This is a genomic window from Pseudomonas sp. KH_027 (assembly GCF_057838565.1).
This window is the reverse complement of the sequence record NZ_JBYQOM010000002.1, coordinates 278,713-294,153: the sequence shown is the minus strand read 5'-3', so window position 1 is coordinate 294,153 and position 15,441 is coordinate 278,713. Positions and strand designations below refer to the sequence as shown.

Here is a 15,441-nt window from a genome sequence, read left to right as displayed (position 1 = left end):
CCTCTGTCGGTGGATTTTCCACCTATCGAGGTGTCCAGGGAAATTAGACCACCACAGTCTACTTTTTCCTGTTCTTCGTGGCTGGGCCTATCCTGGGCGCTGTGCTGTACGGTATTTACAGCTTCTGCAAGTCCCTTTCTGCTCCGCCTGAGCCTGTCCCGTATTGGGAGCAGCCCGCAGGCCGGATTCATCTTTTCCAGGGTGATCGCTACCTAGACAGTGATCCAGAAAACCCCTACGACCACAGCGCCCTAAACTGGGCTGATGGGCGGATTGGCTGTGCGCTTGCGGTCGAGCTTGCAGAGGAACCGAAGTATCAACCCGCTCTCATTGGCACCATTCAGGTTCTAAAGCCCGAGCAAGACAAAGGCATCATTGCGGTGATCCTGGATAACGAGAAAGCAACAGCTCTCGGCCTTCCCCCTGCCGGCCTGATTAGCGGCGCTCAGATGGTCGTTGATCGGGGGCTTCCTCCGCAGACTCTGCACAAGCATTAGTCGGCATCCTCGGTTCCCATTATGGGTTTCCGCTCCCCCTAGTCCTGTTCAGCGCAGTGGAACCCTATGCCAAAGCAGCATCATCATGAAATGCGGGGATTCAGCCGCTTCTCAGAAGTCCTCATCGCTGGGTCAGTCTCACTGGCGATGAGCCTTCTGCTTTCCATTCCCGTTTCAGCCTCAAGTATCACGCTTGACGACCCTCGCCTGACTCCAGCTCGTATAGTGAGTTACGACACATCTGGATTTACGCAGGTGTTCATAGACGGGTATATCCACAAGCCCACGGTTGAGTCCTTTTCAAAAGCTGCGTTCCAAAGGGGGCAAGACTTCGGAGTCGTTTACTTCAACTCGGGTGGAGGCGACCTGACGGCTGCACAAGAGCTTGGACGCATGATTCGAGCTAAGGGGTATTCCACCCAAATCGGCCAGCTCAGCGGCGATGGAAATCATATCCGCAAGGGTGTTTGCGAGAGCGCATGCCCTATCGCCTTTTTAGGCGGCAAGCACCGACTGCTTAACACCGACACCGGGCGGCTAGGCATTCATCGGTTCTACCTTGCCAAGCAAGGTCGATGGGCTTCTGACAGTGAGAGTCTATTTTCTGCTGAGCAAGATTTACGCAAGTACATTCATGACATGGGGATCAGCGCTGAATTCTTCGCGCTGCTCATGAAAACCTCGCCCGATAAGCTCCGCTACATGGGAAAGACGGAAATCTTCAACTGGAGTCTTGTGGTGGTCTAATTTCCCTGGACACCTCGATAGGTGGAAAATCCACCGACAGAGGAGTCATGTATGAGCCGTAAACGCAGAGGGTTCGACGCCAGCTTCAAGCTGCAAGTCGTTCAGATGGTTAAGGAACAAGGCCTGAGCATTCCTCAGATCTGCCAGGATATGGATCTTGGTGAGACGGCAGTTCGTCGTTGGGTTCAACAGTACGAAGCAGAGCTATCCGGGCAACCTGGGATAGGTAAACCGCTGACACCCGAGCAGCAGCGGATCCGCCAGCTCGAAGCCGAGAATCGTCAGCTGAAACAGGATAACGATCTGTTAAAAAAAGCATCGGCCTTCTTTGCCCGGGAAATGAAGTGATCCATCGCGTGATCGCTCAGGAGCAACAGAAGGCCATGACCACAAGGCTCTGCCGGCTGCTCGGGGTCAGCCGTTCGGGGTATTACGCCGCACGGAGCCGCCAGCTGCGGCCGATCAAGGCGTGTCCGGTGGTCGTATCCCTAAAAGCCCTGTTCATGGCGAATGGTAGGGCTTACGGCAGCCGTCGCTTGCAGGCAGCGCTCAAGGCCCAGGGCGTCTACGTGGGGCGCTATCGGGTCAGGCGAATGATGGCTCAACACCAACTCCGTCCAACCTGGAAGCGCAAGTTTGTCCATACAACAGACAGCAAGCATGACCTGCCGATAGCGGGCAATATTCTGAATCGGCAGTTCAATCCTGAAGCGGTCAATCTGGCCTGGGTCGCCGATATCACCTATATCCGCACACGCAGCGGCTGGCTGTATCTGGCCGCGGTAATGGACTTGTACTCGCGCAAGATCGTCGGTTGGGCGATGGCGCCGAACATGCCAGCAGAACTGGTCTGCTCGGCGTTACAGATGGCGATTGCGCAACGCCAGCCCGCTGCGGGACTGGTCGTTCATTCGGATCGGGGCAGCCAGTACGCCAGCGCAGCCCATCGGGCCGTGCTTGAGCGGCATGGCTTGGTGATGAGCATGAGCCGCAAGGGTAACTGTTGGGACAATGCGGTGATGGAGCGCTTCTTTCTGAACCTGAAAATGGAGCGGATCTGGCAGCGTGACTACGCCAATCACGCCGAGGCGATGACAGATATCGCCGACTACATCGTCGGCTTTTACAACAACGTGCGTCTGCACTCGAGTCTTGGCTACCAGCCGCCAACGGCTTACGAGCAGGAACAGGCAAAACAACCTATCGCAGTGTCCGAAATTATTTGACCACTACATCTTGCCACTGACAGCACCCAGATTGAATGGCATAGGGATGCCTCTGGGCGGTTGGTGGGAGTTTCAGACAGTCCGACTGGGCGCATAGCCATTGCCTTCAACTGTAATGGGGGGAGCCTTCACACCCAAGTTCGTATCAAGCCTTGGTTCCCGCCCACCGCCCTGCTCAACTACGAAGTTCACAGCATTGTCGTGGATGATGCCAAGTTCCCACTTGACGAAGTGACTGCCGGATTCGATAGCGTCAGCGGAGAAATAACTTTCGACGCGCTAACCCCGCCCACAGCCTTGAGCGAACTTGCCTCAGCAAAACAGGTTGGATACAGCCTGAACTTCGAGCACTCCCCAGGTGAGTACAGGCGCTCCCTTTACTTGGAGGGGCTTGGCACAGAGCTTTCGGAAATGGCTCTTAGCTGCCCTGGCCCTTAAAGCACACGGCCTGGATGCGATGCCTCAGTTCCTGGTATGGGTTCTGACGAGTTTTGTCTCTGGGTGTGATTTTCCTTGCAGCCAAGTCCATAATTCTGCCTTGGCTTTGTTTACGCAAAAGAGGCTGTAGATGCTGCTTACGATCTTTTTCCACAAGGGCTGCATTAAGAGTCGTTTCTTACGATCCGCGCTTCGAGTGATGGATTGGGAACTCAGAGAAGCCGACGCCGCAGACCCAAAATGTCAGGCTGAGTTGGTTCAATTGAAGACGAGCGCGGGTGCGGGGAACACTCCGATTATTCCGGCTATCTACACCACATGTGGGATGAAAATAAAGTTTCATCCTTGCAAATAAAGTGTCATCCCAACGGGATGAAAGCATTGATTTTGCTGGGCTGTAGCCGTTCTTACTGCTCAAATCACTGACTTTAGGATGAAACTTTAACCATCGTAGCGGGCTGGATCGCAACGTAATTTCTGGGTTTCAAGGCGGCGAAAGGATGAAACTTTATTTTCATCCAACACCACAGAGGCCTACAGCCACGAAATTTACCCGATGATCGAGTACCTGAACGAAAGGAGCCCAGACGGGATGTACCCCGCCGACCTCCCCACTCGGCTCTATGCTCGAACACTGATTCACCGCGTTCTGAGGACGCTCTCTGCTATGTGGCCAAGCTACGTTGCAACCTCCGACCCTCAGCCGCTTCTTGCGTACTACGATGAAATCGAAGACTTGATCGTAGACATGGTAAAAAATCGTGACTCCCTGCGCGTTCTTGAAGGCAGGCCGACATTCCTCGAAATGCTGTTCTTCTCACTGCTCATCGAGGTTGTGAAGCACCGGCAGGTCAGTAACAAACCCATCCTGGGTTGGTACAAAGAACTGGCGAACGACCCCAGGCTCTACCAACTGACGCAAGAAACGGACATGAGGTGATCCTGAGCGGTTTTCCAAACTGAACCAAGCTCTCACCTCGCTAAAAGCGAAACCGTTATTGTCATCGCCACTGAGAGGCTTGCAGACAGCCTCTCAGATTCTGGACAGCCTCCCCTGCTTTGTCCGACAGAGCCGCCCTCGGGCGGCTTCTGCTTTGAGGCCCCGTCATTCGCGCCGGGGTTCTCTCCCTGGCCGGATCAACAAGTCCCATGCCTTGCTCCTGGCCTGCGCTAACTCAGCCACTCCCCTCCAGCATCGTTTCGCTTAGCGATTTGCATGTGTTGTTCAGCCCAGAACTCGCAGCTATCCCTTTTAGGGTTCAAGTCGGGTAACGGTTTCGGGCCAAATTCTCGGGTTTGACGATCTTGCGTTGGTCCCGATGACACATCGCCTTATCGCCGAAGATAGTCCGGTAGCCCAAAGGAGTTCACCGATGCGTATCTATACCTCTGCCCAGTTGCACGACTTGAAAACCGTGAAAGCCCAAGGCCTGCGCATTGCGCAAGCATGGCGTGATCAGTGCGGCCAAGAGGTCGAGGTGAAGGCAATCAAGCGCACAGACGCTTTTGCCCAGGATCGCCAGGGTGGTTTTGTGGTGCTGGAATCCCTTTTCAGTACCTATCTCTGCCACTACGAGTTCGAAGGGCTTCGACTAGTTATCACACCCGAGCAGCAACTGAGCGCGGATCACCGCTGCTACCTCAAATGTCCGGCGCGTCTTCTCTCTCTGGCTGCGCCAACTAACAGCTTCTGGCGAGAGTGCGTGCGAGCGTATAGCTCAGCCACTAAGGAGCTGACGCAAGATCGCCTGACCGGCAACGTGACCTTGTTTCTAAAAAGATGCTACGAAACCCGCGAGTACGGTGAGCCGTTCTTCATCCTGCAAAAAAAAGATGGCCAGTGGTTCGGCATTGACTGCTACGGGGAGCGAAAGGCTGTTCACCTGGGTATTTCTGACATTCATGACCACTGCCCGGTGCTTATCGATCACGCATCGCTGCGCCCAATGGAAACCAATGACCTGGCATGCGACTGCGTGAACACTGGGGAACTGATTTACAAGGAATCCAACGGCAGAGCGGTGCTCTTGGGGCGCCCCATGACTCGGGCCGAGATTGTTCGTGATCGAATGAGTTTCGTTGTCCCTGTGAAGTTCGATCTTCATGGCGGGGTTGCGTGGGCTTGATGGGGCCTGGATGAGCTATCCCCTAAGCCGACAAATGCAACAAGTTCGGTTGCTACCGCATTACAAACGGCGGCACGGTAGAGGAACGATCAAGGCATGGAGCGTATGAACCTCATGGATGAAATTGCACAGCAACTATTGAGTGGTCTTCCTGATGGCTGGAGGCCGTTCACCCAACTTACTAAGCTTCCACCCCAAACCCGCCTTGTACTAAGCGCCAGTTCTGCGGCGCACCGGCTGGTCTTTCTTCTCGTCTACGGCCAAGTCCGAACAGCTACGCCTATTTTTGAGGTCAATGCCCAGCTCAGGAAGTCAGGGTGCGAAGTGGTTTGGCTGTTCGACGAGTGCGCAATACCTTCAACGAAACACATGGTATGTTCCGTGGTTGCCAAATCCTCAGACGGTGAAATTCAGGCAGCGATTGTCAACTCGACAGATGGTGGCATTAGCACCTCGGGAAGCATTAGCCTGCCCGCCCTAGCCAAGGCGGCGGCTGAGCACCGTCTTAAAGTCCAAGGATTTAAATCAGGTCAGCGCGTGGCCGTTCGCATGGATAGCCGGAAATCGCCATGCAGCACCTGCGGCAATTGGGTCTACGAGTTGCAACGCGCAACTATTCAACCATCAGGCGACCCCTGCGCCCCAGGCCTGGAGTTGCCGAAGGAGCATATAGGCCGTTGCATCGCCGCGATGATAGCTGGCGCTGTGGACAGCGAAAGCGGTATCCAATATGCCATCGGCGGCGCGGGGCGCACCTGCAAGGTATGTACAGGAGCCCATAGAGTTGGGCTTTTCCGTTTCCAGCAGATGCCGGCGTTCATCGACGGAATCAGCCTCACCAGCAGTGCAGCCTACGAGCTTGTCAAACGCAATCGGACGCATTGGTACATCGCCTGACAAAGAGTCCGACCGCTTACGCCCCAACTAACACGCCTTATTTCCGCGCATGCGCGGAAAAACAAGCACTCTCGGCACCCATGTTTGGGTGTGGCGAAATTGCTATCGAAACCCACCTCAAGCCATGACACAGCCTGACTGAGTTGATGATTGCCTCATCAAATTAGGAGGCAAAAGCCATGACCTCGTTCCAGCCCCAGCTTTTCGAAAGCAACCAAACAGCTACCCCCCATTCAGAAATCCTAATTGCCGGGGCTTCGGAAGCGGTTAATGGTCTAGCTCCGTTCGACATGATCGATCAACTGCTTGGCCAGTACCGGCAGCGTGAGCAGGCAATTGAATCCACAAAGCAATTCATCGACTCTGCATTCACACTCGGGGTAATGAGCTACTTCATTGATGGAGCCAGAATGGCCTATGGGCCTGAGTTCCGCTACTCAATCCCCAGCGACACTGATGCTGCTAAGGCAAGCCTGAGAGCTGAGTTTTGGAACCGCTTACTGAGCGAGGCCCAGGTATTTGAGGTCATGCCTACAGCTAAGCGTGAAAAAGCCCGAGCACAGTTCAGTGGGCTGGACTGCCCGCCGTTTGATGAGAGCACTGTAAGGCCGACGCTCGAAAATCTTCTCGCGTCGCGCAATACGTACTTTGCAGAGCGTGTTGATGGAGTTTTCAGTGGTCTTAGCCGTGCCCATATAACAAATGTGCCTTCTGGCTTTTCCAAGAAAATGATCCTGGCCAATGTGTTTTGCCAAAATGGGTTTCTCAGTACCTTTAAAGCGGGTCTTATCAGCGATCTTCGTGGAGTAGTCGGGAGGCTTACAGGACGCGGTGAGCCCAGCGAATATGCTACCCGCAAGTTGCTGGACAAGATTTACCGTAGCGCGATGGGGCGCAAGGTCGCAATTGATGGTGGTGCATTTACGGTAGTTGTCTACCGAGTTGGAACTGTCCATCTTGAGGTGGCGGAAGACGTAGCAATTGAGCTGAATAGCATCCTGGCGTCGCTGTATCCCCTAGCCATTCCTGCAAAGTTTCGCACTCCAGCTCTAAAGTCGAAAAAGCCAAGCCATTTCGACCTCAAGATGCAGCGCCTCCCCATGACTGTGATTGATCTTCTGACCTCTCTGGAGCGCAGAGGTGACAGCTATTCGGTCTATGTGTACTCAAAAAGCAAAGAAGCTGTAGATCAAACAATCCAGGTGCTTGAGGACGTTGGCGCTAGCGTTAAAACCAGCCCAGACAAGAATTATCTAAACGCCAAGTTCGATTTCGACCCAAGTGAAGTTATTGATCAACTGATTTACAGCGGCTCGGTGCCGGAGAAAGCTGCGTACCAGTGGTATCCGACACGTAGCGAAATTGGCTTAGAGGCTGCACGCCTATTAGACGCTCGCCCAGGCCATCGCTGCTGCGAACCGCAGGCAGGTACTGGGGACCTCGCTCAATACCTGCCATTGGAATCGACGCTCTGCATCGAACTGGCCCAGGTGCGTGCCAAGGTTCTTGAGGCAAAGGGCTATCACGTTGTTAAAGCTGATTTCCTGGCGTGGGTTGACGAGAACAGTGATGCGCGCTTCGACCGTATTCTCATGAATCCACCATTCAGCAATGGCCGAGCGGCAGCTCACCTTTGCGCTGCGGCTAAAACACTATCCCCTGATGGACGTTTGGTCGCGATATTGCCGGCGTCGATGGTCAACTCTCAGCCGCTACACGGGTTCAATCACAGCTGGTCCAAAGTATATGAGGATCAGTTCGAGGGGACCTCTGTCCGCGTAGCAATATTGACTGCGGAGCGTATGCAGTGACCAGCACTCTTAATCGCTCTAACACAGTTGTTGCGCTCGGAAGTATCGACCCGGAAATGTTTTCTATCCAACACATGCTTCGAAAAAGTGGCTATCGAACAGCCTTTGCTCAACGGTTTGGTAAGCGGTGCGTGAGTAGCAACGCATATCTTGCGGACTCGTTATCCCGCTACTCGGAAGACCAGCAACAGATTGTATGGGTCGAGTGCAGAAGTCCTGCATATCAGGCCGGTCGCGATCTTATTGTTGACCACCACGCGAGGGTGATCCTGGATACTCAGCCCCTCCTAGCGAATATTGGGAAGGGTCATCTATTGGTCAAGTAGCCACCATGGTGGGTGCCCAACATGCTGACTTTAAGCTCGTTGCAGCTGGCGATCATTGTCTCTCTGCTGCGATGCGAGGTGAATGCAAAGGCATCGAGCCGCGTGAACTCATGAGCTGGAGGATAAGTGCTCGCGCTGCTATGGCTCGTATCCAGCCTTGGGTTCTGAGGCGGCGAATAGAGCGCGCTGCGCAACGCGTACTGGAGCTGCCGCGATTGAACATAGCAGGTACAGCGGTTGTTGATGGTAGCTTCGAAAGAACGCCTGAGCTTCGGGATGCCGCTGCCCTTGTAGGCGTTCCTATTCTCACTACTAGGACGCTCACATCTGGGCAATTGAAGGTTGGCCTCTATGGCGCTGAGCCTGATGTTGTTTCAGCGTGGCTAACTGCAATGCGTGATTCTGATTCAGTTGATCACGCCTATGGTAATCCCTTCCGGGAGTTTGCAGGCGCCGTCCTGGATCAAGCTACCTCTGACCGACTGATCTGCGCTAACCGCAGCTTTCCTCAAAACTGTTCTTAACCTGACAAGTCTTTAAAGGGTTCCAACCAAGGTTGGAACCAAGAGGGTTACAAAAAGGCTTATTAGACGGGGTTATAGAGCTTGGGGTTATAGGGTGTTGATAAAGCGCTGCATGCCACGTCGCCATTCGGCTGCCCATGTTACGAGCGCACAGGAAATAACGGTTGACGCACACAGGATTCCAGTCTGCGTACTCAAGATTCCGGTGAGCGCTCACGGGATTCCGGTCTACGCTCACAGGATTCCGGTTGTCGTACACAGGATTCCGGTCAACTTCGTTTTGAGCTAGCCGCCTGTGCATAAGCCACCCTGTTTTTGTTAGCAACCTGTTTATATCCTGTGCGTATCCTGTTTGTAAATCTCGGCTTGCAGAGAGCGTAAGCGTCTGAAACCCGCACGGTTACTAGCGCCATAAGTATTTTGCTATTGAGTGGCGCGAACAGCCTCCCGAACCTTTGATCCAGGGCCGGCAAGGCCGCCCAGACCATATCCTACCTGCCTGTTCAATCTAACTCGACGTACTTCCATACCCTTCGGCGCCGCCGATCCTGCCTCGATAGTGGTTAGGACCGGAATCAGCCGAGCACCGCCCCGCCACTGAGGTTCCCTGGATTTCCACCGCTACCGGAATCCTGTGTACGCGGCAGCCCGAATAGACCGGAATCAGCCGAGCACCGCCCCGCCACTGGGGTTCCCTGGATTTCCACCGCTACCGGAATCCTGTGTACGCGGCAGCCCGAATAGACCGGAATCAGCCGAGCACCGCCCCGCCACTGGGGCTCCCTGGATTTCCACCGCTACCGGAATCCTGTGTACGCTGGAGTCTATTCGACAGGAATTTGGTGTACGCCCGGCGCCAAAGAGGCTCTTGGCGACCGTAATCAGCCGAGCGCCTGGAGCCTCAGTCCATCTTTACCATCCAGTCCAATTGACCGGAATTTGGTGTACGCCCACTGCCACGGGCGATCCAGCTGACCGGAATCAGCCGAGCGCTTGCCGCCAGTGCCAAAGCCGAACGACCGGAATTTGGTGTACGCCTAGTGCCACGGGGCTTACGTGGAGTTTGTATTCGCGACGCCCCCTCTTGGCGACCGGAATCAGCCGAGCGCTTGTCGTCAGTGCCCAAACCAAACAGGCCGGAATCCTGTGTACGCCACATGCAGCATCGACCGGAATTTGCCGAGCGGCCACTACCAGAAACGGCAATTCTGCTTCAACTCAACTGACCGGAATTTGGTGTACGCCTAGTGCTACGGGCGTTCCAGCCGACCGGAATCAGCCGAGCGCTGCCCAGATAGACCGGAATTTGCCGAGCGCCTGCCGTCTGAATGGCCTTACACAGCCGATCCGAACAGACCGGAATTTGGTGTACGCCTAGTGCCACGGGCGCTCCAGACGACCGGAATCAGCCGAGCACTGCCCCGGCCCAGGATCACAGCAATGCACAAGACCGGAATCCTGTGTACGCAGGCAGTCTGCATCGACCGGAATTTGCCGAGCGCCGATACCAGAAACGGCTAATCCGCTTCAATCCAACTGACCGGAATTTGGTGTACGCCTAGAGCCACGGGCGTTCCAGCTGACCGGAATCAGCCGAGCGCTGCCCAGATCGACCGGAATCAGCCGAGCGCCTGCCGCCTCAAAGGCCTTGAGCTACTGCAACTGAACAGGCCGGAATTTGGTGTACGCCTAGCGCCACGGGCGTTCCAGGCGACCGGAATCAGCCGAGCGGTGCCTACCAGAATCGCCATTTACGTTTCAACCCAACTGACCGGAATTTGGTGTACGCCTAGAGCCACGGGCGTTCCAGCTGACCGGAATCAGCCGAGCGCTGCCCAGATCGACCGGAATCAGCCGAGCGCCTGCCGCCTGAGCGGCCTAACACAGCCGATCCGCATAGACCGGAATTTGGTGTACGCCTAGTGCCACGGGCACTCCAGCCGACCGGAATCAGCCGAGCACTGCCCTGCCACTGGGGCTCCCCAGAATTGCACCATGACCGGAATCCTGTGTACGCCGCTGCCTGCATTGACCGGAATCCGCCGAGCGCAGCCCGGCAGAGCACAGGCAAAAACAGACCGGAACTTGGTGTACGCCTAGTGCCACGGGCGCTCCAGCCGACCGGAATCAGCCGAGCACTGCCCCGCCACCGGCACTCCCCAGAATTGCACCATGACCGGAATCCTGTGTACGCCGCTGCCTGTATTGACCGGAATCAGCCGAGCGCAGGCCGGCAGAGCACAGGCAAGAACAGACCGGAATTTGGTGTACGCCTAGTGCCACGGGCGCTCCAGCAGACCGGAATGTGCCGATCACCGCGCCACCTCTGCTGCTCCCCAGATTCGCGCCATGACCGGAATCCTGTGTACGCGGCAGCCCGCAATGACCGGAATCAGCCGAGCGCCTACTGGCAGATCACAGGCAATAACAGACCGGAATTTGGTGTACGCATCTGCCCGAAGTGACCGGAATCAGCCGAGCGCTCGCTACCAGAAATGGCATTTTCGATTCAACTCAAGTTACCGGAATTTCATGTGCGCCTAGTGCCACGGGCCTTTCAGGCAACAGGTAGTCCCGTTTTTCTCTCTGAATGACCGGAATCAGCCGAGCGGTGTTGTGCCTTTTGCAAGCGTGGGGACTGGCACGGATCAGGCGTTATCATTCTAGGGCCTAGATAGTGCGTACACAGGATTCCGGTAATCCTTTCATTGCCCCCTCAAAGCTCCGGTTTTTATTCGAAATTGGTCTTAAATTGGGGTTTTATTGGTGGTAATGATATATATGCTGTGCCAATTAGGTTTTCCGCTGCTGTTGCTATGGAGGGAGGTATGAGTGACGACTTGGTGTTGACGCAAGAGGAAATGATCCAAGGCGTCATCGACGAGCGCCGCTCGAAGCTCCGCGATAAATTTGACTTTGAGTCTGCTCAAGGCGTTCTGCCGTTTACCAATGAGAAGTTCTTCGAGCAAAGCAATCCGATAGTCAGGTCGGCATTGTTTACAGCCGGCAAGATGAGTGCCAGTGCGAACTCGCACTACACGGAATGGACCGAGATTTTCAGTCTTGGAAGTGGGAGCATCCATTATCGAGGCCCCCAACTTACCGTGGATCATGAAGTCGTCCTGGTTCGACTAATGGTTCTTGCACGGGGCCGGTCGCTTACTAAGCCAATCCACGCTATCCAGGCCGACATTCTTCGATGGCTTGACCTAGACCTTAAATCCGGCGCGAACTACAAAAAGGCACGTCGCATCCTGGACGATCTTGCAGCTGCTGAACTTCGTATCAGCAGCAAGCCTGCATTGGCTCGGCTACTCAGCATCCTTACATCCCCGCAGTTGTCTGAAATTGCTGACGGCAATTTTTTCCAGCAATACGTGAAGAATACTTTCGGCCCCCAGTTAAAGATGATTGCGGCTGGCCTTGAGAGCGATCAGCTGGTTGATGTAAGTATGAAGTTCATCACGAAGCAAACGCATAACCCCACCACTAAGCGAATGCTGATTAACCTTGACCCAATATCCGCCATCTTTTTTGATGGTGTGAATACCACACTGCTGCCTTTCGAAATTTGGGAAAAACTGGATCGCTTTGGTAAGAAGCTGCTTTCGTTGATTGCCTCGCATCGCGACGGTGTATGGCCTACGAAACTCGAAAAATATCATGAGTTCAGCGGGTCAAAATCGGAGTACCAGAAGGTAAAGCGTCGCTTCAAGGCAGAGCAGAAGACTCGCTTCACAGATTGGGAAGCCAAAGGCTACATCGTCCCTGGCTGGAAAATTGAGAAAAACACTGAGGGCGAAGAAATTGTCACTGGGTTGAAGGCCGGTGATGCTATCCGCATCAAGTCTTCGCTTGAGCTTCCAACTGCACTGGACTTGCAGGACGCGATTGACATGGACGATGACCAAGGAGCGCAAGACCGGCTCGACGCTTTTGCAGACAGAGCGGGCATGCCGCGTCAGCGGTCACGCAAGAAAAAAGCGAGCTAACCAGTCCACTGCCTAACCCGGCCTACATCAACGTGGACAAATCCGTTCCGCGAGTAGATGCCTACACCGCCCACCCCAACCGCCTTAGCAAGGCGCGTTAAGGCATCGACTTTGAGGCCGGGGATTCTAATGTCAGCAGCGTTCCCTTTAACGTGCTCCGAGTCTTTGGCTGCCTTTGCCAGTCTTGCGTTGTGCTCTGGGGTTCTATACCCGCTGAGTATGATGATGTGGTAGGGAAGCCCGTTTACCCTTAGCCATCCCTGTATCAGAAACAGAAGATCAATGAGCTTGGGGTTCATCGCGTGAGTGACGCCACTCTTAACGTCGCGCAGCAGGTGGCAGGCTATGTTGTAGCCTTCTCGCTCGAACCCAACCCCGTATCGGTAATACCTGAACTGCCCCTTCTCCCCGGTAGCAGCCCTCTCCAGGCTGAGCCATCTATCCCGATCTAGCAGCACCTGCCGCCAGTCTTTCTGCTGGGCTGCATACAAGGGCTCGGTTGCGAGCCCCCCGACCAAGCTGGCAGTTGCTACTGCCAGTCCTAGGGATAGGAATTTGCGTCGGGATGGATTGGGCGGCGTTGACAATGGTCTTGCTCATTTGTGCTTCGTCCCGCCCATTCTCGGGATTGCTTGCTTCGGCTCAACTCAACTTGATGCAGTTCCAGGTCAGTGGCGTGCTTGGCGGTAGGTTTACTTGCCCATCTGCCGGTGTTACAAATGAGCTGTTCTATGCAGCTCTCTAACGTGCCTGCACTGTACCTAGCCTCGCGTCATCGCGTGCCTTTGTGCAGACCTTAACCTTCGCGTCATCGAGAAGGAGCGGGTAGAAATCGTCAGACCATCCTCTATCGCTCGCCCGTGGCAAGACAAACATCTTGCCCTGGGCTTGGTGTATGTCCCCGCTATGCGCGCACAACACCACATACCCGACAGGAACTTCGTTTCGCTGCGGGTAGGGAGCACACATATGTCTACTACCGTAATCAACACCCTTGTTTCTGAGTCTCGCTCCGTCCCCCGTATCTGGTTGGAAGGGCAGCACTTGGCGCATGCAGGTGTAGAAATTGGCGTTCAGTACATGCTGAATGTCTGCAACAAACTCCGCCGAATCGAGTTGCGCCCAGCGCCGCAAGGTTTCGCAGGTAAAACAGTCAGCGTGAGCAAGCGCACCAGGAATGACCGGGTTTACCCGCTCATCGAGGTTCGTGATTCGATCATTGCTGCACTATTTGAGGTTGGGACCAAGTTGCGTGTGGCCATTCACAATGGTCGGATCGTAATCTCCATGTCCCACATCGCCATGCGGGTTCAAGAGCGAGTCAATCGCTTCCTGAACAAGCTCAAAACTGGCGAACCGCTCAGTGTTATTAGCCTTTTCCACGGAGCTGGCGTAGCAGATCGGGCAATCCATGAAGGTTTTCAACGAACCGGACTGGCAAGCTACGTCAAAGTCGCTGTCGAGCTTGAAGGCGAATACATCGACGCTTCTTTGCGCAACAACCCTCAGTTGTGGCGTGACGACAGCATCGTGATTAACGGCGATATTCGTGACGTAAACATCCTGGGCAATGGCATTCCGCAGGCTGAGGCTATCGTGTCCGGTATTCCATGCACAGGAGCTTCACGCGCTGGGGCCGCAAAAAATGGCCTTAGCTGTGCGGAAGAACACTCCACGGCGGGGACCCTTTTCTACGACTTTTTGGAGTGGGTAAAGGTCACGAACCCGTGCATTGTCATCCTTGAAAACGTGGTTGAGTACAGTAAATCTGCTGGAATGACCGTCATCCGTTCTGTGCTTACTCATCTGGGCTACCAGCTGAGTGAGACGGTTCTGGATGGTAGTTCCTTGGGTTCGCTGGAAAGGCGCAAGCGTCTGTGCATGGTTGCTACCACGCCAGGGGTTTGCGGGCCGGTTGACTTCGAGCAGCTGGAGCCGGTGCGTCAAAAGGAAGAAAAAATTGCCGATGTGCTTGAGGCCATCCCTGCCGATTCTGGCATGTGGAAGGCCTATGGGTATTTGGCAGAGAAAGAGTTGCGTGACAAAACCGCTGGAAAGGGTTTCGAGCGTCAACTTCTTTCTGGGGATGAAGACGGATGCGGGGTACTTGGACGAGGTTATGCCAAGGCTCGCAGCACCGAACCTTTCATCGTCGCTCCGCATGATCCTCAACTTTCAAGGTTGATGACCCCAGCTGAGCATGCACGCGTCAAAACGATTCCAGAGCAAATGATCGAGGGACTTTCGGCCACCAGGGCTCACGAAGTTCTCGGGCAATCCGTTGTTTTCTGCGCATTCGTTGCCGTAGGCGTGCTCATAGCCAAGTCAGTATCTGGCTTGGTGGCGCCGATCCGTAATCCCCAACCTGTGAATCGAGAGGAAAAAGTAGCATCGGCCAAAACTCCGGTGCAGGCGATCAGCAAGCATGGCGTTGATACCCAGGTAACTCTGCCCCTGTTTGCTCTAACCGCTTAATCCCCTCCCCTCCCCCTCCCCGCTTTGGGCTGCACTCCAGCCTAAAGGCTCGGCGTGCAGACCCAATGCGGTCACAACGCCAAGCTTCGGGACTTGGTGTTATCCAACAAATGCCTGCCCCGACAGGTCGGATAGACCCCATGAAAACTCAAACCCTCGCTGCACATGCAGTTCGGGCCGGCATGCAGGTTTACCTTGCCGGTAGCGTTTACACAGTCGAATCGAACCTTTTCGACCGCCACGGAAAAGCTCCATATCAAGCGCTCAACATCCTCGTTTGCAACTCTCATTCAACTGGGAGCAGCTACGGGGTAGGCGAGCACTTTGGTCTTCTACCCAGCACCCCTGTTACCGCCATCACAGGCTGTCACTGAGCTGGGCT

At 54.8% G+C, this 15,441-nt stretch carries 10 protein-coding genes; 9 read left to right on the top strand and 1 reads right to left on the bottom strand.

Annotated features, from left to right (window positions below):
- The first annotated feature begins 101 nt into the window (after positions 1–101).
- From AC3IYG_RS24030 to AC3IYG_RS23995, 8 genes are all read left to right on the top strand, one after another.
- The gene (locus AC3IYG_RS24030) at positions 102–497 is read left to right on the top strand and encodes a hypothetical protein (RefSeq protein WP_489314287.1); all 396 of its coding nucleotides are present in this window, start codon (positions 102–104) and stop codon (positions 495–497) included.
- Between the two features lie 66 nt (positions 498–563).
- Positions 564–1,244, top strand: a complete 681-nt coding sequence (locus AC3IYG_RS24025) for a COG3904 family protein (RefSeq protein WP_489314288.1) — start codon at positions 564–566, stop codon at positions 1,242–1,244.
- A 51-nt stretch (positions 1,245–1,295) separates the two neighbouring features.
- Positions 1,296–2,470, top strand: a protein-coding gene (locus AC3IYG_RS24020; RefSeq protein WP_489309979.1) for an IS3 family transposase whose coding sequence is annotated in 2 segments (ribosomal slippage) — positions 1,296–1,563 and positions 1,563–2,470 — 1,176 coding nt in all. Because the reading frame shifts where the segments join, the coding sequence is not laid out codon by codon here.
- A gap of 994 nt (positions 2,471–3,464) precedes the next feature.
- Entirely contained in the window at positions 3,465–3,848 is a 384-nt protein-coding gene (locus tag AC3IYG_RS24015; RefSeq protein WP_489314289.1) for a hypothetical protein, read from the top strand.
- 433 nt (positions 3,849–4,281) lie between these two features.
- Positions 4,282–5,034: a hypothetical protein gene (locus tag AC3IYG_RS24010; protein ID WP_489314290.1), complete on the top strand. Its 753-nt coding sequence runs from the start codon at positions 4,282–4,284 to the stop codon at positions 5,032–5,034.
- Between the two features lie 96 nt (positions 5,035–5,130).
- On the top strand, positions 5,131–5,931 hold the full coding sequence (locus tag AC3IYG_RS24005; RefSeq protein WP_489314291.1) for a hypothetical protein: 801 nt from the start codon (positions 5,131–5,133) through the stop codon (positions 5,929–5,931).
- A gap of 179 nt (positions 5,932–6,110) precedes the next feature.
- Complete coding sequence (locus AC3IYG_RS24000) at positions 6,111–7,742, top strand: DUF4942 domain-containing protein (RefSeq protein ID WP_489314292.1); 1,632 nt, start codon at positions 6,111–6,113, stop codon at positions 7,740–7,742.
- A gap of 3,678 nt (positions 7,743–11,420) precedes the next feature.
- The gene (locus AC3IYG_RS23995) at positions 11,421–12,584 is read left to right on the top strand and encodes a TrfA (protein WP_489314293.1); all 1,164 of its coding nucleotides are present in this window, start codon (positions 11,421–11,423) and stop codon (positions 12,582–12,584) included.
- Here AC3IYG_RS23995 and AC3IYG_RS23990 read toward each other — a convergent pair.
- Complete coding sequence (locus AC3IYG_RS23990) at positions 12,581–13,075, bottom strand: YcbK family protein (RefSeq protein ID WP_489314294.1); 495 nt, start codon at positions 13,073–13,075, stop codon at positions 12,581–12,583. The two genes, AC3IYG_RS23995 and AC3IYG_RS23990, sit on opposite strands and share 4 nt — an antisense overlap.
- Positions 13,076–13,553: 478 nt before the next feature.
- On the opposite strand from AC3IYG_RS23990, the gene AC3IYG_RS23985 reads away from it, so the two are divergent.
- Entirely contained in the window at positions 13,554–15,059 is a 1,506-nt protein-coding gene (locus tag AC3IYG_RS23985; RefSeq protein ID WP_489314295.1) for a DNA cytosine methyltransferase, read from the top strand.
- The last annotated feature ends 382 nt before the right edge of the window (positions 15,060–15,441 follow it).

What these genes read in the sequence shown, in the direction of transcription:
- AC3IYG_RS24005 (WP_489314291.1), top strand. Translation starts at nt 5,131, where the DNA reads ATGGAGCGTATGAACCTCATGGATGAAATTGCACAGCAACTATTGAGT.
- AC3IYG_RS24010 (WP_489314290.1), top strand. Translation starts at nt 4,282, where the DNA reads ATGCGTATCTATACCTCTGCCCAGTTGCACGACTTGAAAACCGTGAAA.
- AC3IYG_RS24000 (WP_489314292.1), top strand. Translation starts at nt 6,111, where the DNA reads ATGACCTCGTTCCAGCCCCAGCTTTTCGAAAGCAACCAAACAGCTACC.
- AC3IYG_RS24015 (WP_489314289.1), top strand. Translation starts at nt 3,465, where the DNA reads ATGATCGAGTACCTGAACGAAAGGAGCCCAGACGGGATGTACCCCGCC.
- AC3IYG_RS24025 (WP_489314288.1), top strand. Translation starts at nt 564, where the DNA reads ATGCCAAAGCAGCATCATCATGAAATGCGGGGATTCAGCCGCTTCTCA.
- AC3IYG_RS23995 (WP_489314293.1), top strand. Translation starts at nt 11,421, where the DNA reads ATGAGTGACGACTTGGTGTTGACGCAAGAGGAAATGATCCAAGGCGTC.
- AC3IYG_RS23985 (WP_489314295.1), top strand. Translation starts at nt 13,554, where the DNA reads ATGTCTACTACCGTAATCAACACCCTTGTTTCTGAGTCTCGCTCCGTC.